28 protein-coding genes are annotated in these 26,426 nt (G+C 65.4%); 11 read left to right on the top strand and 17 right to left on the bottom strand.

What is annotated here, in order from left to right:
* Nucleotides 1-4: 4 nt before the first annotated feature.
* From pgsA to LOC57_RS07450, 5 genes are all read right to left on the bottom strand, one after another.
* Entirely contained in the window at nt 5-625 is a 621-nt protein-coding gene (pgsA, locus tag LOC57_RS07470) for a phosphatidylinositol phosphate synthase (protein ID WP_229958985.1), read from the bottom strand.
* 3 nt (nt 626-628) lie between these two features.
* A complete protein-coding gene (locus tag LOC57_RS07465; RefSeq protein ID WP_229958983.1) occupies nt 629-1,210 on the bottom strand; it encodes an HIT family protein in 582 nt (193 codons plus the stop codon).
* A gap of 15 nt (nt 1,211-1,225) precedes the next feature.
* Nucleotides 1,226-3,232: a threonine--tRNA ligase gene (gene thrS / locus LOC57_RS07460; protein ID WP_442860132.1), complete on the bottom strand. Its 2,007-nt coding sequence runs from the start codon at nt 3,230-3,232 to the stop codon at nt 1,226-1,228.
* 84 nt (nt 3,233-3,316) lie between these two features.
* The gene (locus LOC57_RS07455) at nt 3,317-6,745 is read right to left on the bottom strand and encodes a DNA polymerase III subunit alpha (RefSeq protein WP_229958981.1); all 3,429 of its coding nucleotides are present in this window, start codon (nt 6,743-6,745) and stop codon (nt 3,317-3,319) included.
* 18 nt (nt 6,746-6,763) lie between these two features.
* On the bottom strand, nt 6,764-7,075 hold the full coding sequence (locus tag LOC57_RS07450) for a DUF6504 family protein (protein WP_227911528.1): 312 nt from the start codon (nt 7,073-7,075) through the stop codon (nt 6,764-6,766).
* A gap of 338 nt (nt 7,076-7,413) precedes the next feature.
* Between LOC57_RS07450 and LOC57_RS07445 the strand changes: the two genes are divergently transcribed.
* On the top strand, nt 7,414-7,986 hold the full coding sequence (locus LOC57_RS07445; RefSeq protein ID WP_229958979.1) for a hypothetical protein: 573 nt from the start codon (nt 7,414-7,416) through the stop codon (nt 7,984-7,986).
* Here LOC57_RS07445 and LOC57_RS07440 read toward each other — a convergent pair.
* The 4 genes from LOC57_RS07440 to LOC57_RS07425 all read right to left on the bottom strand — a co-directional run bounded on the left by LOC57_RS07440 (nt 7,983) and on the right by LOC57_RS07425 (nt 12,538).
* Entirely contained in the window at nt 7,983-9,530 is a 1,548-nt protein-coding gene (locus tag LOC57_RS07440) for an MDR family MFS transporter (protein WP_229958977.1), read from the bottom strand. The two genes, LOC57_RS07445 and LOC57_RS07440, sit on opposite strands and share 4 nt — an antisense overlap.
* An 84-nt stretch (nt 9,531-9,614) precedes the next feature.
* On the bottom strand, nt 9,615-11,405 hold the full coding sequence (locus LOC57_RS07435) for an MDR family MFS transporter (RefSeq protein WP_229958976.1): 1,791 nt from the start codon (nt 11,403-11,405) through the stop codon (nt 9,615-9,617).
* Nucleotides 11,406-11,563: 158 nt separating this feature from the next.
* Nucleotides 11,564-12,136: a DUF2087 domain-containing protein gene (locus LOC57_RS16505; RefSeq protein ID WP_227926191.1), complete on the bottom strand. Its 573-nt coding sequence runs from the start codon at nt 12,134-12,136 to the stop codon at nt 11,564-11,566.
* Nucleotides 12,137-12,199: 63 nt separating this feature from the next.
* Entirely contained in the window at nt 12,200-12,538 is a 339-nt protein-coding gene (locus LOC57_RS07425; protein WP_227911533.1) for a chorismate mutase, read from the bottom strand.
* Nucleotides 12,539-12,654: 116 nt separating this feature from the next.
* Here LOC57_RS07425 and LOC57_RS07420 point away from each other — a divergent pair, with 116 nt between their 5' ends.
* Nucleotides 12,655-13,197 (top strand): VOC family protein, encoded by a 543-nt coding sequence (locus LOC57_RS07420; RefSeq protein WP_227911534.1) that lies wholly within the window; start codon nt 12,655-12,657, stop codon nt 13,195-13,197.
* Here the strand turns inward: LOC57_RS07420 and LOC57_RS07415 are convergent.
* Nucleotides 13,194-13,970, bottom strand: coding sequence for an SOS response-associated peptidase (locus LOC57_RS07415; protein WP_227911535.1), 777 nt, complete (start codon nt 13,968-13,970; stop codon nt 13,194-13,196). The two genes, LOC57_RS07420 and LOC57_RS07415, sit on opposite strands and share 4 nt — an antisense overlap.
* 156 nt (nt 13,971-14,126) lie before the next feature.
* On the opposite strand from LOC57_RS07415, the gene LOC57_RS07410 reads away from it, so the two are divergent.
* Nucleotides 14,127-14,351: a mycoredoxin gene (locus LOC57_RS07410; protein ID WP_227911595.1), complete on the top strand. Its 225-nt coding sequence runs from the start codon at nt 14,127-14,129 to the stop codon at nt 14,349-14,351.
* On the opposite strand, the gene LOC57_RS07405 is transcribed toward LOC57_RS07410, so the two are convergent.
* Nucleotides 14,348-16,573, bottom strand: a complete 2,226-nt coding sequence (locus tag LOC57_RS07405; protein WP_229958974.1) for an MMPL family transporter — start codon at nt 16,571-16,573, stop codon at nt 14,348-14,350. The two genes, LOC57_RS07410 and LOC57_RS07405, sit on opposite strands and share 4 nt — an antisense overlap.
* Before the next feature lie 237 nt (nt 16,574-16,810).
* Here LOC57_RS07405 and LOC57_RS07400 point away from each other — a divergent pair, with 237 nt between their 5' ends.
* From LOC57_RS07400 to LOC57_RS07390, 3 genes are all read left to right on the top strand, one after another.
* Entirely contained in the window at nt 16,811-17,896 is a 1,086-nt protein-coding gene (locus LOC57_RS07400; protein ID WP_227911537.1) for an S-(hydroxymethyl)mycothiol dehydrogenase, read from the top strand.
* On the top strand, nt 17,893-18,537 hold the full coding sequence (locus LOC57_RS07395) for an MBL fold metallo-hydrolase (protein WP_229958972.1): 645 nt from the start codon (nt 17,893-17,895) through the stop codon (nt 18,535-18,537). Before LOC57_RS07400 ends, LOC57_RS07395 begins: the two co-directional genes overlap by 4 nt.
* A 167-nt stretch (nt 18,538-18,704) precedes the next feature.
* Nucleotides 18,705-19,532, top strand: coding sequence for an SDR family oxidoreductase (locus LOC57_RS07390; RefSeq protein ID WP_227911539.1), 828 nt, complete (start codon nt 18,705-18,707; stop codon nt 19,530-19,532).
* 101 nt (nt 19,533-19,633) lie between these two features.
* Here LOC57_RS07390 and LOC57_RS07385 read toward each other — a convergent pair whose 3' ends face one another.
* The gene (locus LOC57_RS07385) at nt 19,634-19,828 is read right to left on the bottom strand and encodes a hypothetical protein (protein ID WP_229958970.1); all 195 of its coding nucleotides are present in this window, start codon (nt 19,826-19,828) and stop codon (nt 19,634-19,636) included.
* 19 nt (nt 19,829-19,847) lie between these two features.
* On the opposite strand from LOC57_RS07385, the gene LOC57_RS07380 reads away from it, so the two are divergent.
* Nucleotides 19,848-20,087 (top strand): hypothetical protein, encoded by a 240-nt coding sequence (locus tag LOC57_RS07380; protein WP_229958968.1) that lies wholly within the window; start codon nt 19,848-19,850, stop codon nt 20,085-20,087.
* 176 nt (nt 20,088-20,263) lie between these two features.
* On the opposite strand, the gene LOC57_RS07375 is transcribed toward LOC57_RS07380, so the two are convergent.
* Nucleotides 20,264-20,884: a MerR family transcriptional regulator gene (locus tag LOC57_RS07375; RefSeq protein WP_227911542.1), complete on the bottom strand. Its 621-nt coding sequence runs from the start codon at nt 20,882-20,884 to the stop codon at nt 20,264-20,266.
* 101 nt (nt 20,885-20,985) lie between these two features.
* Between LOC57_RS07375 and LOC57_RS07370 the strand changes: the two genes are divergently transcribed.
* Both LOC57_RS07370 and LOC57_RS07365 read left to right on the top strand, forming a co-directional pair.
* The gene (locus LOC57_RS07370; protein ID WP_229958966.1) at nt 20,986-21,303 is read left to right on the top strand and encodes a hypothetical protein; all 318 of its coding nucleotides are present in this window, start codon (nt 20,986-20,988) and stop codon (nt 21,301-21,303) included.
* A 261-nt stretch (nt 21,304-21,564) separates the two neighbouring features.
* Nucleotides 21,565-22,383 (top strand): DUF427 domain-containing protein, encoded by an 819-nt coding sequence (locus LOC57_RS07365; RefSeq protein ID WP_229958964.1) that lies wholly within the window; start codon nt 21,565-21,567, stop codon nt 22,381-22,383.
* Between the two features lie 17 nt (nt 22,384-22,400).
* Here the strand turns inward: LOC57_RS07365 and LOC57_RS16440 are convergent, their stop codons facing one another.
* Both LOC57_RS16440 and LOC57_RS16500 read right to left on the bottom strand, forming a co-directional pair.
* Nucleotides 22,401-22,931: a nucleotidyltransferase domain-containing protein gene (locus LOC57_RS16440; RefSeq protein ID WP_269440264.1), complete on the bottom strand. Its 531-nt coding sequence runs from the start codon at nt 22,929-22,931 to the stop codon at nt 22,401-22,403.
* Nucleotides 22,932-23,103: 172 nt separating this feature from the next.
* The gene (locus tag LOC57_RS16500) at nt 23,104-23,475 is read right to left on the bottom strand and encodes a MerR family transcriptional regulator (protein WP_331460645.1); all 372 of its coding nucleotides are present in this window, start codon (nt 23,473-23,475) and stop codon (nt 23,104-23,106) included.
* 118 nt (nt 23,476-23,593) lie between these two features.
* On the opposite strand from LOC57_RS16500, the gene LOC57_RS07345 reads away from it, so the two are divergent.
* Together LOC57_RS07345 and LOC57_RS07340 are read left to right on the top strand one after the other, a co-directional pair.
* Nucleotides 23,594-24,295 (top strand): SDR family oxidoreductase, encoded by a 702-nt coding sequence (locus LOC57_RS07345; RefSeq protein ID WP_229958962.1) that lies wholly within the window; start codon nt 23,594-23,596, stop codon nt 24,293-24,295.
* A gap of 139 nt (nt 24,296-24,434) precedes the next feature.
* Nucleotides 24,435-24,818 (top strand): cupin domain-containing protein, encoded by a 384-nt coding sequence (locus tag LOC57_RS07340; protein ID WP_229958961.1) that lies wholly within the window; start codon nt 24,435-24,437, stop codon nt 24,816-24,818.
* Between the two features lie 7 nt (nt 24,819-24,825).
* Here the strand turns inward: LOC57_RS07340 and LOC57_RS07335 are convergent, their stop codons facing one another.
* Nucleotides 24,826-25,335, bottom strand: a complete 510-nt coding sequence (locus LOC57_RS07335) for a GNAT family N-acetyltransferase (protein WP_229958959.1) — start codon at nt 25,333-25,335, stop codon at nt 24,826-24,828.
* A gap of 126 nt (nt 25,336-25,461) precedes the next feature.
* On the bottom strand, nt 25,462-26,211 hold the full coding sequence (locus LOC57_RS07330) for a phosphotransferase (RefSeq protein ID WP_229958955.1): 750 nt from the start codon (nt 26,209-26,211) through the stop codon (nt 25,462-25,464).
* Nucleotides 26,212-26,426: the final 215 nt, after the last annotated feature.

Below are 26,426 nucleotides of genomic sequence, written 5' to 3'. Positions count from 1 at the left end.
CCGGTTAGGCCGCCGGGTTGCTCGTCCGTGCCTGCTTGGCGACGGCGTGCATCCGCTGGCCGATGGTCACGCAGCTGGCCAGGGTCAGCAGGACCAGCACCACCAGCAGCAGCACCTCGGGGACGCCCAGGCCCACGAGCCCGGTGGCCACCAGCAGGGAGACCAGCCGTTCGGCCCGCTCGGCAATACCCACGTTGGCGTTGAAGCCCAGGGACTCTGCCTTGGCCCGGATGTAGGAGACAAGCATTCCCGCGACCAGGCACAGGACGGCCATGATGCCGATGGCATCGTTGCCGCCGCCGGTGAAGAACCAGATGGCCACGCCGGCAAACAACGCACCGTCAGCGAAGCGGTCCAGTGTGGAGTCCAAGAACCCGCCCCAGCTGCCCTTGCGGTCCAGCTGCCGGGCCATGATGCCGTCGATGACGTCGGAGAAGATGAACGCCGTAATGAAGATGGTGCCCCAGAAGAGTTCACCGAGCGGGTAGAAGACCAGGCCGCCGATCATCACTCCGAGCGTCCCGGCAATGGTGACCATGTCCGGGGTGACCCGGTGGCGGAGCAGCCAGGTGGCCATCGGGGTGAAAACAGCAGTGAAGAATCCCCGTGCGTATTTGTTGAGCACGCGTCAGTCCTCGCTGTCCCGGCCGGAGCCGTCTGCGGGCCATGCGTCGGCTACCTGCCGGCGCACCTCGCCCAGGGTCTGGGTGATGGCCTTGGTTTGCGCGATGATCGGCAGGAAGTTTCCGTCCCCGCCCCACCGCGGCACAATGTGCTGGTGCAGGTGCGCGGCAATGCCGGCGCCGCCGGTCTCGCCCTGGTTCATGCCCAGGTTGAAGCCGGAGGGGCCGGACACCTTCCGCAGCACGCGCATGGCGGTCTGCGTCAGGGCCGCAATTTCCGCGGTCTCCTCCGGGTCAATGTCCGTGTAGTCCGGCACATGCCGGTACGGGCAGACCAGCAGGTGGCCGGCGTTGTACGGGAAGAGGTTCAGGATGACGAAGGCATGCTTCCCGCGGTGCACAATCAGCGATTCTTCATCCGTCCGCCCCGGTGCGGCGCAGAAGGGGCAGGACTCTTCTGAGGAGACCTGCTTCTGTCCGCCCTTGATGTAGGCGAGGCGGTGCGGGGTCCAGAGCCGCTGGAACGCGTCGGGAACGCCGGCGAGTTCAAACGTGTCCGTTATTTCCGTGTCGTCTGTGTCTGCCATGGTGTTCCCGCCGCCCTACTTGTCGTGGTTCCGGACGGCTTCGACAATGCGCTTGACGGCCTCTTCAACGGGCACGCCGTTGTCCTGGCTGCCGTCGCGGAAGCGGAAGGACACGGCGCCGGCCTCGGCATCGTCGCCGCCGGCAATCAGGACAAACGGGATCTTGTCCTTGGAGGCCGTGCGGATCTTCTTCGGGAAGCGGTCGGTGCCGGTGTCCACCTGGGCACGGATGCCGTGGGCCTTGAGCTTGTCGACGACGTCGAACATGTAGTCGTTGAACGCTTCGGCAACGGGGATGCCGACCACCTGGACCGGAGACAGCCAGGCCGGGAACGCACCGGCATAGTGCTCGGTCAGCAGGCCCATAAAGCGTTCCACGGAGCCGAACAGGGCACGGTGGATCATGACCGGGCGCTGGCGGCTGCCGTCGGCGGCCTGGTATTCGAGCTCGAAACGCTCGGGCAGGTTGAAGTCCAGCTGGATGGTGGACATCTGCCAGGTGCGGCCAATGGCGTCGCGGGCCTGCACGGAAATCTTCGGGCCGTAGAACGCGGCTCCGCCCGGATCCGGGACCAGGTCCAGGCCGGAGGCTTCGGCTACCTCGGCGAGGGTGCGGGTGGCTTCTTCCCACACCTCATCTGAACCGACGTACTTCTCGGGGTCCTTGGTGGAGAGCTCAAGGTAGAAGTCGTCCAGGCCGTAGTCCCGAAGCAGGTCCAGGACGAACTTCAGCGTGCTGGTCAGTTCGTCCTTCATCTGCTCGCGGGTGCAGTAGATGTGTGCGTCGTCCTGGGTCATGCCGCGCACGCGCGTCAGGCCGTGAATGACGCCGGACTTCTCGTAGCGGTACACGGAGCCGAATTCGAACAGCCGCAGCGGCAGTTCACGGTAGGACCGTCCGCGGGAGCGGAAGATCAGGTTGTGCATGGGGCAGTTCATCGGCTTCAGGTAGTAGTCCTGGCCGGGCTTGGTGACCTCGCCGGTCTCCGGGTCGGTGACCTCGTCCACGTGCATGGGAGGGAACATTCCGTCCCGGTACCAGTCCAGGTGGCCGGAGACCTCATAGAGGTGGCCCTTGGTGATGTGCGGGGTGTAGACGAACTCGTAGCCGGCCTCGGTGTGGCGCTGGCGGGAGTAGTCCTCCATGGCCTTGCGGATGATGCCGCCCTTGGGATGGAACACCGGCAGGCCGGAGCCCAGCTCATCCGGGAAGGAGAACAGGTCCAGTTCGGTGCCCAGCTTGCGGTGGTCGCGGCGCTCGGCCTCGGCCAGGCGTTCCTGGTAGGCCTTCAGGGCGTCCTTGGTGGGCCAGGCGGTGCCGTAGATGCGCTGCAGCTGCTGGTTCTTCTGGTTGCCCAGCCAGTAGGCGGCGGCGGAGCGGGTCAGCGCAAAGGCGTTGGAGATGAGCTTCGTGTTGGGCAGGTGCGGGCCGCGGCACAGATCACACCAGACGGTCTCGCCGGACTTGCGGTCCACGTTGTCGTAAATGGTGATCTCGCCGGCGCCCACCTCAATGTTCGCGCCCTCGCCTGCTTCCTCGGCGCCGTCCTTCTTGCCGAGCAGCTCCAGCTTGTACGGCTCGTTGGCCATCGCTTCGCGGGCTTCGTCTTCGCTGACCACGCGGCGCACGAATTTTTGGTTCGAGTTGATGATCTTCTGCATCATCTTCTCGAGCGTCTTCAGGTCTTCGGGGGTGAACGGCTCGGCGACGTCGAAGTCGAAGTAGAAGCCGTCCTTGATGTACGGGCCAATGCCCAGCTTGGCGTCCGGGCGCAGCTGCTGCACGGCCTGGGCCATCACGTGGGCGGTGGAGTGGCGCAGGACGTTCAGTCCGTCTTCGGACTCGATGGTGGCTGATTCCACCACGTCACCCTGTTCCAGCGGGGTGTCCAGGTCCTTGAGGACCGAGTTCACGCGCATAACGACGACGTCGCGGCGTTCGAAGAAGAGCTGCGCACCGGTGGTGCCAGTATCCACCGTGGTCTCTTCGCCGTCGACGATGAGGGTGAACTTCTCTGGCACTGACACGTTGTCTCCTAGATTTGTTTGTACGGGGTCTGCGGCACGGCCTGGACTCGGCCGGCTCCTTCTACGCCCGTACCGATGTTATCCGCTGCGCTTGTGCCCCACCAACATGCCGCGCTGGGGAACCGGCAGCGGAAGCGAGCCTGTGTCCGCCAGATTCCATGCTTCCAGCGCCTGCAGGCTGATGCCGCGGGCACCCGTGCGGCGGGTCAGGCCACGGATCAGCAGCAGTTCCGTGCCGAACAGCAGCGGGCCGGCTTTCTCCTGGGCTTCATGGAAGAACGTGCAGTCAACGCAACCGGTGCCGTCGTCAATGCTGATGAAGACCACACGGCGGCCGCCGCGCATGGGCGGGGTTTGTGTGGCCACCCGGATCCCGGCCACCAGCACCTCGGTGCCGTTGCGCAGGTCCATCAGAGCCTCCGCCTGTGTGACTCCCAGCCGCTTCAGCAGCGGGCCGTAGCTTTCCATCAGGTGCGCACTGACGTCCACGGACAGCAGGTCCAGTTCGGTGCGGACCTTCTCACGCAGCCCCGGTTCGGGCAGCTGGTGGCGCAGGTTCTTCAGCTCGGTGTCCCCCAGCGGCAGGGCCAGCTGCCCGGGAATCGGATCATGCTTGCGGGAGGCGGACTTGGCCGGGGCGGCGTCCAGGTACTGGATCAGGTCCGCCCGGCTGCCGGCCGAGCCGGTCTGCCTGCTGAGCGAATCAAAGGCGCCGAGCTGGGCCAGCCGGCGCAGCGTGGGCCGGGAGACCCGCGCCCGGGCCCGCAGGTCCGCCAGGGAATCATAGGGCTGCCCGGCGGCAATGCGCCGAAGCTCAACGGCGGAGAGCCCGTAGATCCCGGCCAGGGACAGCCGGATGCCCAGCTTTCCCTCTTCGGTCCGCTCCACCCGGTACTGCTCCCCGCTCCGGTTGATGTCCAGGGGCAGGATGGGGATGCCCATCCGCCGGGCTTCAGCCACCAGCAGCCGGCGGGGATACATACCGGGATCATGCTCGAAGATCCCGGCCAGGAAGGCCGCCGGATGGTGCGCCTTCAGCCAGGCCGACTGGTAGGTGGGCACGGCGAAGGCCGCCCCGTGGGCCTTGCAGAAACCGAAGCTGCCAAAAGCCTTGAGCGTGTCCCAGACCTTGTCGATGGTCTCCTGCGTGTAGCCGCGTGCCGCGGACTTGCTGCGGAAGTACTCTTCCACCCCCGGTTCTGCCGCTTCATTGCCCAGCAGCCGGCGCAGCTCATCTGCCTTGGCCAGGCCGCAGCCGGTAAAGACGTTCAGGGTGCGCAGCACCTGTTCGTGGAAAACGGTGACCCCGTGGGTTTCCGCCAGTACCGGGCGCAGCGCCTCGTGCGGGTACACCTCCGGGGAAAAGCCGTGCCGGTGTTCCAGGAACGGGCGGACCATGTCGGATTTCATGGGACCGGGGCGGAACAGGGAGATATCGATAATCAGGTCATTGAACTCCCGCGGAGCGAGTTTGCCCACCAGTTCGCGCTGGCCCGGGGATTCAATCTGGAAGCAGCCCAGGGTGTGGGTGCTGCGGATCAGCTCGTAGGTTGGTTCGTCGTCGAACGGCACGGCATCCAGGTTGATTCGGCCGCTGGGTTCGATGAACTCCGGATCCGGGGCATCCGGTGCCTCCCGGTGACCGCCGGCGGCAATCACTTCCTCACGCGAGGAATGCACGCGCACCACCTCGCGCACGGCAAAGGCCATGGCGCTTTGCATCCGCACACCCAGCACGTCCAGCTTGAGCATGCCCATGGGGTCCATGTCGTGCTTGTCGAACTGGGACATGGGCAAGCCCAGTCCGCTGGGCTGCACCGGGGTGCGGTCCAGCAGGGACTTGTCCCCCAGGATCACCCCGCACGGATGCATGGAGATGTGCCGGGGCAGGCGGTCCAGCCGTTCGGTGAGATCTACCAGCAGGTCCAACTGCTTGTTGTTTTCCACCTGGCCGGAGATTTCGCGCAGTTCCGGTTTTTCGGCGAGCGCCTCACGGAAGTTGCGCGCCGAGAAGCGCCACAGCTGCTTGGCCACGGCTCCGATGTCGGCTTCATCCATACCCAGGGCCAGTCCGGCGTCTCGCACCGCTCCGCGGGCCCGGTAACCGTTTTGCATGCTCATCAGCGTGACCCGTTCGGAGCCGAAGCGTTCGAAGATGCGGTGGTACACATTGTGCCGCTCGGCGCTTTCGACGTCGATGTCGATGTCCGGCAGCGTGGAGCGGTCCCGGGAGAGGAAGCGTTCAAAGATCAGGTCGTGGTCCAGCGGGTTGACGTGGCTGACTCCCAGCAGATAGTTCACCAGCGAGGAGGCGCCCGAGCCGCGGGCCGCGGCGCGTACCCCCATTCCCGTGATCATGGCCGAAACTTCGGCGACCGTGAGGAAGTAGGAGGCGAAGCCGAGCCGTTCAATAATGCCCAGTTCGTGTTCGAGCCGGTTGCGCATCTGGACCTCGGCGATGGAGTCCTGCACGCGCAGCCGGCGGGTAATCCCCGCTTCGCAGCGTTGGCGCAGTTCCGTCATGGGTTCGGCGGTGATGCCGATCACCGATGCTTCCGGCACCACTGGCTGTTTCCAGCCCATGTCCGCCACCGGGTCAATTCGGCAGTCATCGGCGAGCGCCGCAGTGTCAGCCAGCATCCGTGCCGCTCCCCCGGAGCCGTAGCCCGCTTCCGAGCTGATCTCCCGGGCAAGTGCCGTCATCTGGCGTGTGCCCTTGAGCCAGCCCTGCCCGTTGGGCTGGAGGTCAGGGAGCCGGGACAGCGAGGTCAGCGAGCGCGCGGCGTCGAGCACGTCAGCGGTGGCGGCGCCGTCCTCATCCACGTACCGCGCGGCGTTGGTGAGGATGGCGGGTACGCGCATCTCATCGGCCAGCCGGAACATCCGCACCGCGTGGGCGAGGCTGAGGTTCTCCCCCGGCGGGGCCAGGTGCGTCACCACCTCGACGGCGAGCGCCCCCGCAGGGATCAGCGAGCGCCAGCGGGCGAAGAGGGTACGCGCCACGGCATAGCTGCGGCTGCGCATGGCAACGCCGACGTCGGACTGCGGGCCTACCAGCACCGTCAGCACCGGCTGCCCGGCCTCCCCTATGGGAGTTCCGTCTTCTGCCAGTGTTCCCCGGGCATGGGCGGCCAGCTGCTCCATGCTGACGCCTACGGGTTTGCCGGTGCGTGCCCGGGAAGCCGAGGTGCCGGCGTGGGCTGCGGAGATCAGCCGGCACAGGGCACGGTAGCCGGCGCCGCCGTTGGATCCGCGGGCCAGGAGAACCACCCGGCCCGTGACGGTGTTGTGTTCGTCCAGGACGGCGAGGTCCACTCCCACAATGGGGTCGATTCCTGCCTCCATGCAGGCGCGCAGATGCTTGACGGTGCCGTACAACCCGTCCCTGTCGGTGCAGGCGAGGGCATCGGCGCCGTCGGCAGCAGCGGCAGCGGCCATCTCCTCGGGCCAGGACACTCCGTAGTGGGCGCTGAAGGCAGTGGCTGCGTGCAGGTGGATAAAGCTCATGGGGTTGGTGCTGTCCCCTCAGGCACTGGGTCTCAGTGCGTCATGGATCCGTATCAGGCGCCAGCGGTCGGTGTTCACGTGGTGCGAGAGGTCCAGGGTGCGCAGCTCGGAGTGTTCACTGACACGGGCCTGAACCCGCCAGATCTCGGTATCCACCAGTCCGGCGCCGTGGCCGCGTTCGGCCCGGGTTTCCTCTTCCCACCAGTTGCGGCGTTCATACCAGCGCACCGGATCAGCGCCCACCTTGTAGGTGTGCCCGCCCCACACCAGCCGCAGGGGCTTGCCCGCGGGCGAGCACACCACCTCTATTGCTTCGCTGAAGACACCCATTCAGCTTCCCTCCCCGCCCGGCACGTGCACACCGCACGCCGCCATCCCCGCTGGTTTTTACTGGCTGCACTGGTTGCCGGTGGTAGTTTCCCTGTTGGTTTCCTTGGTGGTTTCCCTGTTGGTTAACAACCGGCAACTAATTCGAACATATATTCGAACAGCGTCATCTTCAGTGTACGACCAGCGGCGGACAATAGGCACCACGAGGTGCCGGATCCGGTATTTTGGTCCCCGCTGACGGACCGTTCATCCACACCCGGGCAAGGGGTTACGGGCTAAACACGCCCGCCTGGTGCACACTGGTTCCAGATTCCCGTCCCCAACCGATGGAGCCAACCATGGACCCTGCCATGCACACCGGCATGCCGCCCGCCGGACAGCCTCCCCTCCAGGACCCGCAGGCCTCCCAGCAACAGACGCAGCAGCAACCCGGTCCGCCGCCGGGGTACGCCGGGGCCTACCAGAACCCGTATAACGGTGCCCCAATGCAGGGAAACCCGTACCCCGGGGCGTCCATGGCTGGAAACCCGTACCCGGGGGCACCAACGGCTGGAAACCCGTACCAGCAACTCCCCCAAACGGCCCGGGAACGCTTCGGAGGCGGGTCAATCGCCGGAATCGTCATCGTTACCATCGGCTGGGCCCTGGCCTCGATGCCCCTCATTGTCTGGGCCGGCAGTATGGGCGACTACGCCTATGGTTCCGGCTGGGGCGGCCTTGTTGACCTCATTGCCATCCTCGGCATCCTCACCCTGGTCGCATCCGTAGGCGGTTTTATTGCAGCGCTCCAGAACGGCAGAAAGAAGCTCGCGGCACGGCTGTACATCATTCCCTCCCTGGTGTGGCAGGGCGCCGTGCTGGCACTGATCCTGTGGCTCTTGTACATGCTGTTCACTTACGGCATTTCCTAGGCCTCTTCCTTCGCCTCCACCCGCACTGTTGTGGACAGCGGAATCTCCTTGATGAACAGGCACAGCACCAGGGCTGCCGCCACAATGGGCACGCTCAGCAGGAAGATGGGCGGCAGCGCGTGCCCAAACGCGGCGGCGATAAAGTCCTGCGCCGGTGCGGGCAGGCTGCGCAGCATGGCCGGGCTGAGGGAGTTGATGTCACCGCCCGCGGCGGCCCCTGCCCCGGGCGGTGCCGCGGCCATTTCGTTGCCCAGCCGGTGGATGAAGATGGAGCCAAACAGCGCAATGCCGAACGAGGCACCGATCTGCCGGAAATAGTTCGCCCCGGAGATCGCTGCCCCCATGTCCCGCCCCGGCACGCTGTTCTGCACAATCAGCACCAGGTTCTGCATCAGCATCCCTATCCCCATACCCATCACCAGCATCCCCAGGGCAGTGAACCCGTACGGCGTCGTATCCGAAATCCGGGACAGCAGCACCAGTCCGGCAATGATCACGGCACAGCCGGCCACCGGATAGACCTTGTACCGTCCCGTGCGTGAGATCAGCTGGCCGGTGCCGATGGAGGTGAGCAGCAGCCCGCCCATCATGGGCAGCATCATCAGGCCCGACTGGGTGGCGGTGGCGCGGTTGACCATCTGCAGGAAGGTCGGGAGGTAGGAAATGGTGGAAAACATCGCGATCCCGACGGAGATGCCCACCAGCACGGGGAGCAGGAAATTCCGGTTGCGGAACAGCCCAAGCGGAAGGATGGGTTCGGGGGCGCGGCGCTCCACCGGGATGAACGCCCCGGCCGCGGCCAGGGTCACGGCTGCCAGGGCAAGGATCTGCGGGCTGGACCAGGCATATGTGGTCCCGGCCCAGGTCGTCAGCATGATCAGGGCAGCGCTGGCCAGTGCCAGCAGTCCCGCGCCGGCATAGTCCAGCTTCGGACGCCTGCCCTCGGGTTTGGGCAGGTGCAGTGAGGCGATCACGACGGCGAGCGCCAGCGCCCCGATGGGCAGGTTGATGTAGAACACCCACCGCCAGGACCAGGCATCGGTGATCCAGCCGCCCAGCAGCGGGCCCCCCACGGAGGCCAGCCCGAACGCCGCCCCAATCAAGCCCATGTACTTGCCGCGTTCCCGGGGCGAGACCAGATCCCCCAGGATGGCCTGCGCCCCGATCATCAGCCCGCCGCCGCCGATACCCTGCAGGGCACGGAAAGCGATCAGCTGGCCCATGTTCTGGGACAGCCCGGACAAGACCGAACCGGCCAGGAAAACCGCTATGGCGAAAATGAAGATGCTTTTGCGCCCGAACAGGTCTCCGAGCTTCCCGTAGATCGGCAGGCCGATGGTGGCGGCAAGGATGTACGCGGTCACCACCCAGGACAGATGTTCCAGCCCGTTGAGGTCGCCCACAATGGTTGGCAGCGCAGTAGCCACAATGGTCTGGTCCAGCGCGGCCAGCAGCACCGAGAGCAGCAGGCCCGTGAGGACCAGGCCGAGGTTCCGTCCGGACTCCCCCTCCTTCTGGACGGCCTGCCCGCGGTGCCTGGGCACTGCGGGCAGAGGACGGGGCGGTACTGCCGCGATCCGCGGCGTGAGGGCTCTGTGGGACATAGGGGGCAACTCCTGGTTGGCTTCTTATTCCACGTCCGCTTCCACACGGGCGGTTTTGGACAGCGGCTGCTGCACAATGAAGAGCGTTAAGATGAATGCCGCGGCCAGGAAGGGCACTCCCAGCAGGAAGATGGGCGGCAGCGCTTCACCGAAGGCGGACTTGATGAAGTCCTGGGCGGCGGCAGGAAGGGCTTTGATGGTTTCCGGGCTGATCGAGTTCGCTCCGCCGGACGCCGGATCCCCGGCTCCGCGAGGCGCCGAGGCCAGCTGGTCATTGAGCCGCTGGATAAACAGCGACCCAAACACCGCAATACCCAGTGACGCGCCCAGCTGCCGGAAATAGTTGGCCGTGGACACCCCGGTGCCCATGTCCGTGGGCGGGACGCTGTTCTGCACAATCAGCACTGTGTTCTGCATCAGCGCTCCGATGCCCAGCCCCAGCACGAACATGCCCAAGGCAGTGAACCCGTACGGCGTCGTACTGGAAATCCGGGAGAGCAGCAGCAGTCCGAGAACCATGACAGCCGATCCGAGGATCGGGTAGATCTTGTACTTGCCGGTGCGGGAAATCAGCTGTCCGGTGCCGACGGAGGTGATCAGCAGGCCCGCCGTCATGGGCAGCATCATCAGCCCGGACATGGTCGGGGACGCGCCGTTGACAATCTGGAGGAAGGTGGGCAGGTAGGCGATGGACCCGAACATCGCCAGGCCCACGGCCAGCCCCACCAGCGTGCAGATCAGGAAGTTGCGGATGGAGAAGAGCCGCAGTGGCAGCATCGGCTCCTTCGCCCGCAGTTCCACAGGGATGAACACCGCGACGGCAGCCAGGAAAACCGCGCCCAGTGTCAGGATGGTTGGAGAAGTCCACGCGTAGTTGTTGCCGCCCCAGCTGGTCAACAGCACCAGGGCGGCGCTGCCGATGGCCAGCAGTCCCGCGCCGGCGTAGTCCAGGGCAATACCCTTGGCGCTGTTCCGCGGCAGGTGCAGCGCGCCGATGATGACGGCGAGCGCAATGACCCCGATGGGCAGGTTGATGTAGAACACCCACCGCCAGGACCAGGAGTCCGTCAGGTATCCGCCCAGCAGCGGTCCGCTGACCGATGCGATGCCGAAGGCAGCCCCAATCAGGCCCATGTACTTGCCGCGCTCGCGGGCGGGCACAATGTCGCCGATGATGGCCTGCGCACCGATGATCAGCCCGCCGCCGCCCACACCCTGGATGGCCCGGTAGGTGATCAGTTCGGCCATGCTGTGCGACTGCCCGGACAGCGCTGAGCCCGCCAGGAAAACCACAATGGCGAAAATGAAAATGTTCTTGCGTCCCAGCAGGTCACCGAGCTTGCCGTAGATGGGCAGCCCGATGGTGGAGGTCAGCAGGTAAGCGGTGATCACCCAGGACAGGTGGTCCAGCCCGTGCAGGTCCCCCACAATGGTGGGCAGTGCCGTGGAAACGATGGTCTGGTCCAGGGCAGCGAGCAGCACCGCGAGCATCAGGCCCGTGAAAATGACGGCAATGCGGCGCCCGGAATGTTCAGGGGACGGCTGCCGGCCGGAGTGCGGGTCCGGGGCGCCCGCGCCTGCGGCCGTTGCGCCGCCCGGGTCTGCCGGGGCTGCACCCGCCGGAGCCGTTCCCGGAGGGGCGGCGTCCGGAGCCGTTCCCGGAGCGGCGGCGTCCGGAGCCGTTCCCGGAGCGGCCAGCGTCGCACTGGAGTGGGCCGCCAGCGACACGGTACTGACGGGGGCACCCATGGCGCCGGTCATCCCGGCGGCGGGACGGGCTGCTCTTGTTCCGCGGGCGGTGAATTGCTCTGCCATGCGCATCTCCTTGGAAGTTTCCGCCGAGTGATGGCAGTCCAGGTGCACTTCCCATTCGACGCCCGCCCTGCCCGCCAAGTCAACGGTCGGCGGCGGCCTCCTATGCCCCCTGTACCGCTGTCCCGGCGACTGCACCTGTCCAGGCGCGGGCGGGGCTGTCAGGCAAATTCCATTCCTTCCGCCGGGCGGGGCCGGGTGAGCCAGTACTGGGTACCGGCCGGATCCCGGGCAACTATGCCCTCGTCGATGAGGTAGCGGCGGATAGCGGCGGGGTCGGAGGTGTAGGCGGCCAGGCGGTGTGTCAGGTCCTTCTCGGTAAGGACCGGCTGGAGCCCCGGCTCCGGCGGCACCGCGTGTTCGAAGACTTCGCCGGCAATCAACTGCAGCAGCTCGAGCCGGTCTGCCCGTTTGCGCGGGAAGGCCTCGATCCGGCCCCGGACCAGGAACCGGCGGGCCGAGGACTCCGGCGGCCGCACACCGGCTGCCAGCAGGTCCCGGAACACTGACGGTGCGGGTTTGGTCCGGTTTCCGTCCACCTGCAGCAGGCCTGCCTGCTGCAGCACCGCCAGCGACTTGGCTTCGTCCGCAGCGAGGTCCGCGGGGTCCAGCGGGGCGCCGTCGTCGGCTGCGAGGACGGCGCGCGCATACAGGCGCAGGCGGCGCGGGTCAGCGAGCGCGGCGGCCACGGGACGCCAGCGGTTGTCGCCGGGTGCCGGAGTTGGCCGGCTCACGCGTTTGCCACGGTCGAGGTCATGCGGCCCAACCTACCGGATGTGTGCCGCGGACGGCGGCACCTAGCTGTTGCTGAAGGCGTCCAGCTTGCGCTGGGTTTCCGTTTGGTGCCGGACCTTGAGTTCGTAGTCGATGAAGGCTTCGATCATTGCCTTGTAGGTCCGTTCCACCACGTTGCAGTCGCTGTCCTGCTCCTCGGCGGCGTGCCGGACGTGGGCAATTACTTCTTCCATGCGCTTGGGTGAGCGGACGGCGGCGTCGCTGTCCTTCAGTCCCCCGGCGAGGCGTACCAGCCGCTCCCGGCGCCAGATCAGCGCAACGATTTCCTCGTCGATCTCGTCGATTGCTGCCCGGACATCGTCAAGCTGTCCCGAAACGGATTTCTGCTCAGCTGCTTCCATGCTTAAAGAATATCCAGCACCGGGACAACCGGTGTGCAATTGCCGCTGCGCGGCGGGCCCGGCACTGATTCGCGCCATAATCGGCATTCTTGACCTCTGGATGGGAGGATCAAGACGTGAACCCCCATGTATCCGTGGTGACCGTAGGCGTACGGGACCTCGAAGTGACTTACGCGTTCTATGTGTCCCGGCTGGGCTGGACTCCGCTGCAGTATGTTCCGGAAGAGGTGCTGTTTTTCCAGGTCAACCACGGCCTGGTGCTCTCCTTCTTCCGTGCCGACCACCTCGCGGCCGAAGCCGGGCCAATGGGTGACATCCGTGAGGCGCCCTTCACCCTGGGCCATAACCTGGACTCTCCCGCGGAAGTGGACGCGGTGCTTCACCAGGCCGCAGCTGCCGGCGGGACTATCACCGCCCCGGGTACGCAGATGAGCTGGGGCGGGTATTCCGGTTACTTCACCGACCCCGACGGCGTGCGCTGGGAGGCCTGCCACAACCCCGGGCTATCCGTGGACGACGATGGCCGGGTCACCTTGGTGACCCAGAATCCTGCGGTCCTGGACCGGGAAACCCTCGATCCCGCCGGACCGGACCCGGACCCGGAGGCGGCGGTCGAGGCTGCCTTGGAGGCGTCCGCAGCGAACGGGCCGCGGGGCTAGAAGAGTACGTCCTCGCGTGCCGCGGCCGGGTCCGGCTGCAGTAGGTACGCGCCGTCGTTGCGGACATTCCCCACACCGTGGTGTGCCTTGCGCAGGTGCCAGTCCGACGCCGCCGCATACGCCTGCCCGGTTGCCGCAGCCAGCAGCGCGGCGGTGTCCGTCCCGGCGAGCGCTGCAGAGTCGAGCCAGGCGGTCATTGCCTCCGGAGACAGGGGCAGCGGCAGCCGGTCATGCAGGCCCGCGAGTTCCCGCAGCACCGGTTCGGCACTGTCCGCCGGCGGTGAGGCGACGGTCAGGATGGAGGTCGAGAGCAGCCACCTGTCCGGGTCCCCCGGGTCCTTCGCCGGATCCCGCCACCATTCATAGAGCCCGGCGAAATAAATGGGCCGGCCGTCGGTCCGGGAAACGTAAAACGGCTGCCGGACCTTGCCGGGACCGGCCATCCACTCGTAGTAGCCGTCCACGGGAACGGCGCAGCGCCGGGCGGCGACGGCGTCACGGAACGTCGGCTTCTCCAGCACCGTTTCGCTGCGCGCGTTGAACGCCCGCACCCCCACCGAGGCATCCTTCGCCCAGCCCGGCACCAGGCCCCACCGGGCCACGTGCACCTGCCGGGCCCGCCGCCCGTCCACCAGGCGTTCGAGCACTACCGGGACGTCCGACGTCGGCGCCACGTTCCAGGAGGCGCGCAGCTCAAGGTTGGCATCCGCCTCTGCTTCTGCTTCGGCCACCAGGTCCGCAGCGGCCCGGGCCATCACGTATCGTCCGCACATGCTTCCAGTGTGCCAGCGGGAATGCCGCCGGCCGGAATAGTGTTGACGCCCCTGACTACTGTTAAAGACAGGCAACCAGTTAAATCGATCGACAAAAGGAGCACCGCCGTGGCCGCCACAGCCGAAGCCTTCACCCCGGAAACCGGGACCATCACCATGTTCTCCACCAGCTGGTGCGGCTACTGCCGCCGGCTGAAGTCGCAGCTGGACCGCGAGGGCATCGGCTACACCGAGGTCAACATTGAAGACGTGGAAGGCACCGCGGACCTGGTTGAGGCGCTGAACGGCGGCAACCAGACGGTTCCCACCGTGATCTTCCCGGACGGCTCCTCCGCCACCAACCCCTCCGCTTCCGAGGTCAAGTCCCGGCTCGGACTCTAGCGCCGCGCCTCCGCGGCTGGCCCGGATCTCCGGGCCAGCCGCGAGGGCCACCAGATCCGGTCTCCGATGTCGTAGGACAGCGCCGGGACCAGCAGCGAGCGCACTACCAAGGTGTCCAGCAGCACGCCAAAGGCGACGATGAAGGCCAGCTGCGCCAGGAAGAGCACCGGGATAACGCCCAGGGCGGCGAAGGTTGCCGCCAGCACAATGCCCGCACTGGTAATGACGCTGCCGGTGATCATGAGCCCGCGGACCACTCCCTCCCGCGTGCCGTGCCCAATGCTTTCCTCACGCACCCGGGTCATCAGGAAGATGTTGTAGTCCACACCCAGGGCCACCAGGAAAATAAAGCCGAACAGCGGGACGGCCGGATCCGCGCCCGGGAAGCGGAACACATGGTTGAAGACCAGGGCGGAAACGCCCATGGTGGCCCCGAAGGACAGCAGCACCGTCAGGATCAGCAGGAACGGGGCCAGCAGAGCCCGCAGCAGCAGCATCAGCAGGAACAGGATCACCACCAGCACTACCGGAATGATGAGGTCCCGGTCATGGGCGGCTGCAGCATTGGTGTCGATGGTCGTAGCCGTTACCCCGCCGATCAGCACGTCCCCGATCCCGGCCACATTCCCGCGCATGGCGCTGACCGTCTGTTCGGCGGCGTCCGATTCGGCTGCCTCCTTGAGCGTGGCCTCCAGCAGCACTTTTCCCTCCACCACCTTCGGCGTACCCGAAGTTCCCGGTATGGGTGAGGCCTGCACGCCGTCGGCCGTCACCGGCAGCGTTCCCTCCGGTGTGCCGGTTGCATCCACCACCAGCGCGTCAACACCGGGAGTGGACAGGACCGCCCGGGCAACGGTGTCCAGTTCACTTTCCGGGGCCACAATCAGCGCCGGACTGCCCGAGCCGGAGGGGAAATGCTCCCCCAAAACCTGCTGCCCCTCCTTGGCGGAAGTCTCCCCCAGCACAAAGTCGCTTTGCGGCACTCCGGAGGCGCGCAGCTGCAGCAGGCCCGCGCACGCCACCAGCAGCACGACGGCGGGAATCACCCACAGCCGGCGCGGGTGCGCCTTGATACTCCTTGCCACCCGGGGCCAGAACCCCTTGCCTGCGTTGCCGTCCCGGTCCGGATGCGGGGAGCCGAAGGCGGGCCGGCGCGGCCAGAACGCCGCCCGGCCGGTCAGCATCAACAGCGCCGGCAGCAGCGTCATCGCGGCCAGGAAAGAGAATCCGATGCCAATGGCTGCCACCGGGCCCAGCGCCTTGTTGGAATTGAGGTCGCTGAGCAACAGGCACAGCAGCCCGGCCACCACGGTGGCGGCGGAGGCAAGCACCGGCTCGATCGTTCCCTTGAGGGCTGCCTTGGTGGCATCCCAGCGCCCCTCGTGGTCCCGCAGGGATTCCCGGTACCGGGAAACATAGAGCAGCGAATAATCGGTTGCTGCACCGATGCCCAGGATGAACAGGATCCCCTGCACCTGGCCGTTCAGTGTCAGCGCTCCGGCCTTGGCCAGGTAAAAGACCACCAGGATGGCCGCCGACAGGGCGAGGATGGACGTCAGGAGCACCAGGAACGGCAGCAGCGGTGACCGGTAGACCACCACCAGGATCACCAGCACGGCCAGTGCCGCCACCAGCACCAGCGAGGTATCGATGCCGCCGAAGGCCTCGGTGATGTCCGCCAGCTGTCCGGCCGGGCCGGTGACGTAGCTGTCCAGGCCCGAGGGGATGCCGTCGCCGGCAACCCCGCCCAAATCCTCCACGGTGGTCGCGGCGGCATCATTGTCCTGCACCGGCACAAAGATTTCCGCCGCCTTGCCGTCAGTGGAGAACTGCGGCGGGGATACCTGTCCCGCCACGCCGCTGACCCCCGAAAGCGCGGAGGCCCGGCCGGTGACGAAGGTCCGGTCCGCCTCGGTCAGGCCGTCATTGTTCACATAAACGACGACGGCGGGAATGGCATCGCTGTCCGTGAACTTCTCCTGCAGCGCGGCCACCTGCGTGGATGCCGAGCTGGCGGGCAGATACGAGGTCTGGTTGTTGTCCGCCACTTCGCTGATTTTGCCGAAGTACGGGCCGCCAATCCCGCCCACCGCCAGCCAGGCCAGCACCAGCAGCACCGGCAGCAGGAAGATGAGCCGGCCGGTCCGGCGCCCCGTCCCGGAACGCTTCTTCGGACCTTCGGGGGACGTGGGTACGCTGCTGCCGGACGCTGAGGCGTTCATGGGCCGTCCTTGGGGGGGGGGCTAGGCGGTTCCGCCGGCGCGATGCCGCGCTCGCTGCGGACCTTTTCCGCCTCCCATCGTAGGGCGGGATCGGCGCCGGCGGCAGGCCCAGGCACGGTTGCGCCGGAAGCGGAAGGGTAATTCCCGGCTTCGCTCCCGGCCGAAACGCTTCATAGGATGGAAGGCGGGACGCCGGACATCGGCGCCCCGCCCGAACATCGCAGGAGGCAGCACCCCATGGTCCATAAGGTTCAGGCCGTAGTCGTCAAGGAAAAGAACGCACCCGTTTCTCTGGAAACCATCCTGGTTCCGGATCCGGGGCCCGGAGAGGCCCTGGTGGACATCCTCACGTGCGGCGTCTGCCACACCGACCTGCATTACAAGCAGGGCGCCATCAATGATGACTATCCGTTCCTGCTCGGCCACGAAGCCACCGGCGTGGTCTCCGCCGTCGGCCCCGGCGTCACCGAAGTGGCTCCCGGCGACCGCGTGGTGCTGAACTGGCGCGCGGTGTGCGGCGAATGCCGCGCCTGCCGCAAGGGCGAGCCGCAGTACTGCTTCAACACCGCCAACGCCACCCAGAAGATGACCCTTGAGGACGGCACCGAGCTGACGCCCGCCCTGGGTATCGGCGCATTCGCCGAAAAGACGCTCGTGGCTGCCGGCCAGTGCACCAAGGTGGACGACGACGTCGATCCCGCCGCGGTGGGCCTGCTCGGCTGCGGCGTGATGGCCGGCATCGGTGCAGCCATTAACACCGGCGCCGTACAGCGGGGCGAATCCGTCGCCGTGATCGGCTGCGGCGGCGTGGGCATTGCCGCTGTTGCCGGCGCCAAGCTGGCCGGCGCCACCACCATCATCGCGGTGGACATCGACTCCGCCAAGATCGAGCTGGCCAAGGCCCAGGGTGCCACCCACGGGATCAACTCCAAGGAGCAGGACCCGGTCGAGGCTATCCGCGCCCTCACCGGCGGCTTCGGTGCCGACGTCGTGATTGACGCCGTGGGCCGCCCGGAAACCTATCGGCAGGCCTTCTACTCCCGCGACCTCGCCGGCCGGGTAGTGCTGGTGGGCGTACCGAACCCGGATATGAAGATCGAACTGCCGCTGGCTGACGTCTTCGGCCACGGCGGGTCCCTGAAGTCCTCCTGGTACGGCGACTGCCTGCCGTCCCGGGACTTCCCCATGCTGGTGGAGCAGTACAAGCTCGGCCGGCTGGACCTGGATGCGTTCGTCACCGAGCGCATCGGCCTGGGCGACATCGAAGAAGCCTTCACCAAGATGCACGACGGCAAGGTCCTGCGCTCGGTGGTGGAACTGTGACGTTCCGCATCGACAACGTCGTCACCTCGGGGACCTTCTCGCTGGACGGCGGCACCTGGGACGTGGATAACAACGTCTGGATTATCGGGGACGACGCCGAAGTGATCGTGATCGACCCCGCGCACAGCATCGACGCCGTTGCCGAGGCCGTCGGGGACCGCGAAGTCATGGCCATCCTGCTCACGCACGGCCACGATGACCACATCCGCGCCGTCGAGCAGGCCCGGGACCGTTTCAGCGCCCCCGTGTTCCTGCACGCGGCAGACCGGATGCTCTGGGACGCAGTGTTCCCGGACGAGGGACCGGACGACGAGATTGAGGACGGGGACACCTTCGAGGTGGCAGGCCACACCCTGCGCGCCCTGCACACACCGGGGCACTCCCCCGGGTCGGTGTGCTTCTCGCTGGCTGCCGGTGAAGATGTTCCCGAACCGGTGGTGTTCAGCGGGGACACGCTCTTCAACGGAGGGCCCGGTGCCACCGGCCGCTCCTACAGCGATTTCCCCACCATCATCGAGTCCATCAAGGAACGCCTGCTGACCCTGCCGGCCGAAACCAAGGTGCTGACCGGACACGGAGACGCAACGTCCATCGCCGCCGAAGGCCCGCACCTGGACGAGTGGATCGCCCGGGGGCACTAAGCCCCTCAGCAGACCCTGCACCAAGGAAAGGGCATGCCCCGGCTGGAAGGCCGGGCATGCCCCGGAATTATTCGGCGGCCTAACGGGTTCCCTCCACCATGACTGCACGGCGGCAGGGACACCTTCCGCTGGAACCCATATCCACGACACTTAGCAGGGAGCACAGCATGAGCAAGGTCTGGTTCATCACGGGAACATCGCGCGGCTTCGGACGCGAATGGGCGGAAGCGGCCCTGGAACGCGGAGATTCCGTTGCCGCCACCGCCCGCAGCACGGACAGCCTCACCGCACTGGTGGACACCTACGGTGACCGGGTGCTGCCCCTCTCGCTCGACGTCACGGACCGCGCCGCGGTCTTCGCCGCCGTCCAGCGTGCACAGGAGCACTTCGGCCGGCTCGACGTCGTCATCAACAATGCCGGGTACGGGCAGTTCGGCATGGTCGAGGAACTTTCCGAGGCCGAAGCACGCGATCAGATTGAGACCAATCTGTTCGGAGCGCTTTGGGTGACCCAGGCCGCCCTGCCGTACCTGCGTGAGCAGGGCAGCGGCCACATCATCCAGGTCTCCTCCATCGGCGGCATTTCCGCCTTCCCGTCCGTGGGCATTTACCACGCCTCGAAGTGGGCCCTGGAAGGACTGAGCCAGGCGCTGGCGCAGGAGGTTGCCGGCTTCGGCATCAAGGTCACCATGATCGAGCCCGGCGGGTTCTCCACCGACTGGGGTGGCAGCTCCGCGAAGCATGCGCAGCCCATTGCCGCGTATGACGTCGTCCGGGAGCAGGCAGCGAACCGCCCCAGCCGCCGCGGTACGCCCGGTGACCCGCGTGCCACCCGCGGGCCGATCCTCAAGATCGTCGACGCCGAGAACCCGCCCCTGCGGGCGTTCTTCGGCGAGGGCCCGCTGGCCATTGCCAAGGCCGACTATGAGTCCCGACTGGCGTCCTGGGAAGAGTGGCAGCCGGTGGCACTCGAAGCCCACGGAGGCAGCAACTAGCGGGATCCCGCTGCGGGAAGGCCGGTCCCTCGGGGCCGGCCTTCCGGCGTGGGCGACTGCTGGGCGGATCCTCGGTTGAGTCGCGAAGTTTTAGGTGTAGCTCAGCGGAAGCCGCCAACCTGTCTCTCGACCGGAACGGTGCCCTCCACGACGACGTCGCCGGTGTGCGCGGTAGTGACGGTTTCGATCAGCACGATCTCGACCTCCTCGTCCGCGATCGGATTGTGCTGCACCCCGCGGGGAACGACGTAGAACTGACCGGGCGTGAGTACGACCTCCTCAGCATCGGAAGTCACCCCGTATTAGGGTCAGGGCATGGGAGATCACTGGGAACAGCTGCTGGATCTGTCGGTGGATGGGGCCGGCGCGGAAGATCGCCTGCAGGAAGTCCGAAACTGGCTCAGCCAACGGCTGGACCAAGGCGGACCCGGACGCCTGCTGATGTCAGTCTTCTCCCGGATAAGTGACTGGGACCAGGGCGGGACCGAACCGCTCCTCACCTGCACGGGATGCTCCTGGACTGCTCTGCTCGGAGACTGGAAGATTTCCCCATGAATGGCCGTGGCACACCTCGCAGTCATCATTGACCACACCTGGTCGAATCTCACCGACCCGCTGATGGAGGCACTGCGGACGGATCTCGGCGGTCGCTGGGCCTATGTCCACCGCCACCTTTAGCACCACCGGGTCGACGCCGCGGACTCTTCGCGGGCGGTACGGGCACACCCGCTTCACTTAGCCCCTATGGCGAGGTTTTGATGGGCGAGGCGGCGGATCGCCGCGAGAACAGGTTCATACAGCGCGGTACCCAGGACGGCGTACTGAACAGCTGCATCCGGGTCGGCTGTCGGCATCGCTTCTATTTCAGCGCGCGCGATCGCCATGAGATGGTCGCCGTAAAGCCGCAACCTCTCCGTGTCGGCCGGCATTCCGACCTCCTCGACAGCACGGAGCGCGCTTTCGAGCTGCGCGAAGGCAGCCATCCGATCATCCGAGGCGTTGTAGGCACTCCCCAGCGAAGCGAGGGCTGCTTCAGCGCGCGGGCAACTGCGGTCGGGGCCGTCTTCGCCCGGCAGGTAGCCCGCGAGAGCGTCGATGGCCGTCCCCAGCATCTCGTAGACACTGCCTTCAGGGTGATCGATCACGTCGAGAATCTTCTTCACCCGGTTCAGGGGCAAGCCGGCCACGACCGTGAGTGAGCGGATCAGCCGCAACCGCTCCAGGTGATTCTCATCGTAGTCGGCACGGGTTGCACTGGTTGCACGTCCGGCAGGGAGCAGGCCCTCCCGAATGTAGTACTTGACCGTCGCCAACGGTACGTCGGCCTGCTGGACCAGTTGGGATATCTGCATCTTGCCTCCATTGGATAGTTGGACTATCGTACACATTAGATAGTCAACTATCCAATTCCGACGTTCCTCCGGCGACATGGTCCTCCACCGTCCGGCGCAGCATGAACCACCTCGAACATCCCATCACAACGGAAGGCAACACCATGTCGACACCGAATGAATCGTACGAGCTTGCCCGGCGGCACGTCATCGCGAAGACGGTCTACAAGGGAGTGGTCGGCCTCTGGCTGCTGCTCGCAGTATTTCAGGTCGCGATCTGGTACTTCACGACGCCGGGTGGCTACTTCTGGCCGATCTGGCCCATCTTGGGGACTCTCATCGCCGCGGTCGTCGCGGGGATCCCCACCTACTCACGCCGTCCGGCCATATCGGATAGCCGTATCGAGGCCGAATTGGCCCGGATGCGGCGAAACAACTAACCCACACGCCGCCTTTTGTCGTCTTGCTCCCGGCGCTGTCCCCCAACCTCGCACTTCTCCTCACCGCCGCCGGCGGTGCTCCGCACCGGCACGCGGAGAACCACCCCTGCGGGCGTTCTTCGGCGAGGGACCGCTGGCCATAGCAACTAGCGGGATCCCGCTGCCGGAAGGCCGGTCCCTCGGGGCCGGCCTTCCGGCGTCTGCGGGACATCCGATCCCCAGCCCCTTGAATCGGGTTTCCTCCCGCAAGACACTGGGCACATGGCACTGCAAATCAGCCCCTCCCTGTGGAAGCTCCTGCCCGAGCTGCGGTACGAGCCCACTCCGCGGCGTATCCGGGCACAGCTCGGGGACAACACGGTTGTGGATTCCACCAGTGCGGTGCTGGCGTACGAGCCGCGGCGGGTCACGCCGCTGTACGCCGTCCCGGCGCGGGACATTGCCGCGGAGCTGGTTGCCGCTGATCCCCCGGGCCGGGATCCGCTCGCTGATGTGCCGCCGGAGGCGCTAATGGACCCCCGCTACCCCTTCGCCGCGCACACGGCACCGGGGCAGAGACTGGACCTGCATGCCGGATCCCATGTCCTGCCGGGCGCGGGTTTCCGTCCGGCTGATCCGGATCTTGCCGGCTACGTTCTGCTGGACTTCGACGCGTTCGACCGCTGGCTGGAAGAGGACCAGGAGATCAAAGGCCACCCGCGCGATCCCTTCCACCGGGTGGATGCCCGGCAGTCCTCACGGAACGTGCGGGTGCACTTGGGCGGGCAACTCCTGGCCGAAACCCGCGAACCGGTTTTCGTGTACGAGACCATGCTGCCGGTCCGCACCTATTTCCCGCGCGGCGACGTCGACTGGGACGCCCTGCATCCGTCCCTCAAGCAGTCGGTCTGCCCTTACAAAGGCACCGCTTCCTACTGGTCCGTCACCGACCGGCCCGAAGGCACTGCCCTGGCCTGGTCCTATGAGGCTGTACTGCCCGATTCGGCCCAACTGAAGGACCTGGTTAGCTTCTTTGATGAACGCACCGACGTGTACGTGGATGACGCCAAACAGGACATCAACTCACTGTTCCGGTTCTGAGATGCGCGCTCCTGCCCCTATTGCGGTCTGTGCAGCGCTGACTCTAATCGCGCAATGTCTAGGATGTCCTTGTCGCGTCGTCGGAACCCGGGGACCCATACCGGCATCATGCGCTTGATTTCGATCTGTGACTCTGGGCTGATGATGGGGCAGCGGATACCTTCCAGCTCTCCAAAGAGGCTATTGACGATCATGTTTTTAGGCCATGGTTCACCCATGAACGGGCCCCCACCCACGACCACATCACCGCAATCAGTCCGAGCCAGTGGCGCAAAGCCGAGTTCAACCCCATCGCGAAAAAGATCGCGTTGCTGATCGAGTGGGTGCCTGGCGAGATCAACCCAGTCTCGGGAGATAAGCAGCCCGGAAATCCCGGGCAAGTCCTTCTGCCAGACGAACCAATCTATGTCTTCGTGGTCACGAGTCACCTGGCCGAGGTAAAAGTCCATCGCCCAACCTCCACGCAACCAGATCTCGATCCCCAATGTTTTTGCTGCGTGTAGAACCTCCGTGATGGCAGAAAGCTGCGCTTGAACAAGTTCATTCATGCCGAGCACTCTAGCCAGTCAGGGCAGCACGTCCAGATGGAAGGCGAGGGGCGGGCCGTATGCAATGGGCATCGACCCCGCGGGCTCCGCATCCATGGTTGTGATGGCTCAATGGCGGTGAGGAACTCCTACTGCGTTCGGTAACGGGGCCCGAGACCTCATCGTCCGTGGTCTAGTCGAGGGTTGTAGCGCATTCCCTGTCGTCCGGGTCGGCGCTGATGTCAAGGAGGACGCCAAGCCGGCGGTGAGCTGCCTGAAGCTCGGAAATATTAGCGGCGAGGCGCGCGCGCTCGGCCTCCAGACGGGCTACCAGGTCGAGTTCAAGGTATTTGGCATCGATCGCGGGCAGAAGCCGGACGAGGAGGCGGCTGCTCAGGCCGGCTGTGAAAAGCAGTTGGATGAGCTGGACCCGCGCTAGCGAGGCTTCAGTGTAGATCCGGTGCCCGGCCGTGGTCCTGGCCGGTGTGAGAAGACCCTGTTCCTCGTAGTAGCGCAGTGCCCGTGTGCTGACTCCTGCCCGTCTTGCCAGCTCTCCGATTCTCATCCTCAAAAGCTCCCAGTCACTAGTTCGATGTTGGCGATTTGCACTTCACGTCGACGTGAACTTCTAACGTAGCGCCAGCGGGCGAACGAGCCCTCATCAACGAGCAGAAGGAAGAGCTATGCACATCAATGGAGCTACAGCCCTCGTGACCGGAGCGAACCGTGGCATTGGAAAGAGTTTCGTGGATCAACTCCTCAAAGGCGGAGCCCGGAAGGTGTACGCCACGGCCCGTGACGTGGGGACCATCGACATCCGTGATTCCCGAGTCACACCCCTGCGCCTTGATCTATTGGATGAAGTTGCCATTAAGGATGCTGCTGTCGTCGCATCGGACGTGGATCTGTTGATCAACAATGCCGGCATCACAACGGGCGCTGACCTTCTGACCTCACCCATGGGCGAGATAAGGGCGGACCTGGAAACGCACTTGTTTGGAACTCTGCGGGTTATTCGAGCATTCGCACCCGTGATCCAGGCTCAAGGGGCAGGGGCGATAGTGAATGTCCTGTCAGTACTGTCTTGGGTTGCGACCGCTGAGGGGTCCGGGTCCTACGCTGTGGCTAAAGCTGCGGAGTGGAACATGACTAATGGGGTGCGCGTGGAACTCGCCGGCCGGAACATCCTCGTGCAGGGTGTGCACCTCGGAGGAGCTGACACGGACATGATGGCCGGCGTCGACGGCCCCAAGATCGATCCGGCAGACGTGGCCGAAGGAAGCCTCGCCGGGGTCGAGGCCGGGGCAATCGAAGTCCTCATCGATGAACCGAGTCGTTTCGTCAAGGCCTCCCTCTCGGGAGACCCTGCCCGCCTCTACGCGTGAAAACCCCATATCCAGGGCCCCGCAAGGGATCCCTTGCGGGACAGGCCGGGCTTGCAAGTTCAGATTTGATGACGGAGATCTTCTATCGTCGGTGGGGTCGATTCGTCGTACGCACGTCTTGGGGCCGATGATGGGCCCCATGACTTCTCTCCACGGAATCGATGTCGCCGCTGAGCTCCGGCAGGTCCACACCCATTGGACCCCACGGGTCATTGGGCGCGTGAACGATCAGTACGTGAAGGTCGCGAAGCTGCTCGGTGAGCTGGTCTGGCACGCCCATGACGCGGAGGATGAAATGTTCCTCGTCGTCTCCGGTCGGTTACGCATCCAGCTGCCCGATGCTGAGGAGGTCGTACTCACGCCTGGCCAGTTCTACGTCGTTCCCCGCGGGGTGCAGCACAATCCGATCGCGGACGAGGAGGTCGAAATCGTCCTGATTGAAACCGTCACTACCGCGCACACCGGCGACGTCGTCGTGGAGGGCACCGTTCCGGTCGAGAGGCAGGTCGGCGACTTCCGCTGACCTATGTTTAGAGGTGCTTCTTCATTTTCGTGGTCACTATTTCGTAACCCATCGATTCGTAGAGTCCTCGGGCGCCGTGGTTGAATCCGAAAACGCTTAGCCCAAGAGTGTGGGCGCCTTGGGAACGCGCGTAGTCTTCGGCTAGCTTCATTGCCTTCCTACCCAGCCCTTTGCCGCGATGCTCCTCATCAACGACTATGTCCCACACCCACCAAGAGCGATCATCTTCAGAACTGTCAGTTCCAACCCAGAGGTAGCCAATGGTTGTGCCAGTACCGTCAAGAACATCGAACACGGCATTATCTATGGTTGGAATATTCTCCGGAAACGCGGCATCGAGGCTCTCATATGCGCGCCGGTGTGCATCTTGCGGGGATTCGCCTGTCCTAATGAGATCGGATGCGTATTCACTGCGGCTTCGTTCCATCCAGGCAGGGAATTGTTGGGCACTGAGAGGAATGAGCTGAACAGCCATTTGATCAGCTTGACAGCAAGATGCAGGAGCGGCAAAAGCCATTACCGAGATCCTCGCGGACACACCGGGAGAATCTGTCCCGTTATTCGTGTCCGACTACCAAGGGAGGAAGCTCGACAGGCGTCCAGTGAGGGATCCTTCACCGGGTCTCTGTAGGCCAGCAGCAATCTAAGCCAGGGCCTGTTTCCAGGCATCTTTATTGCGTAGGACATAGTCAGCCGCCCCGCGCCAGTGATCGCCGTGTCCGCTGACATACATTTCTGCCCAAGGCTGGAATCCGGTTTCATGTGAGGACTTCAACAGCTCATGCATGGCCGCCGTCCTCTTTCCTAGGGCTTCGGGCAACGCTTCCCGTAAGACCTCGTCAGCTTCATATCCGTCGATAAGAGCACGCAGCCTCGCGGCTGCCTCTGGAACGGGTTGGCCTTCAAAGAGCATTCCGAAGGACTGCACTGCATATGCAAGGTCCCAGAGGCGCGTACTCGGGGCCGCCGCGTCCCAATCGATGAACACCCACCGTTCGCCCATGATGAGGTTCCATGGCGCCAGGTCGTTGTGGCACATTAGGTTCGCGTTGTCGGCAGGAAGCAGAAGGTTCCATCCGGTCGTATCCGGGAGGCCGAATCCTTCGCTGGCATCGTGAATTTGGCGAATCAAACGACCGATCCGCAGGAGGTCATTCTGCCCTAGGGGCAACTGGTCCATCGCAGATTTACCATCGACGTACTCGATGACATGTCGCTCATCGTGATCCTTGCCCAGGGGGTCGGGCACGTCAACGCCAGCCGCTTGGAGAGCTTTCAGGTATTTCTGAACCGTGGCAGAGTTTTCCTGCCACGGTTTGCGGACCGTATCGCCAATACGAACGACACTCTCTGAGGCGTTTCCGCCTTCAAGTTCTTCAGCTTCCTCATTCACCCGAAGAAGGCTACTGCGTGAAAACAAGCTGGCCAAGCCATCTCCCGGGCGGGCGGAACCAATACACGCCCACGCCCCACTAAGGGATCCTTCAGCGGGCATCGCTCGCTGGCAGGGGCAGGAGAAAAACTGGTCCGGGACGAGGGAGGGGGGGGGGGGCGGGGTGGGGGCCCCCCCGCCCAGGCACGCCCCCACACAACAGGGGGGGGCACGGG

Origin of the sequence: Arthrobacter sp. zg-Y750, assembly GCF_020907365.1 — a bacterium.
Classification (GTDB): domain Bacteria; phylum Actinomycetota; class Actinomycetes; order Actinomycetales; family Micrococcaceae; genus Arthrobacter_B.
The sequence above is the reverse complement of the archived record's forward strand: the minus strand, read 5'-3'. Positions and strand labels throughout refer to the sequence as shown.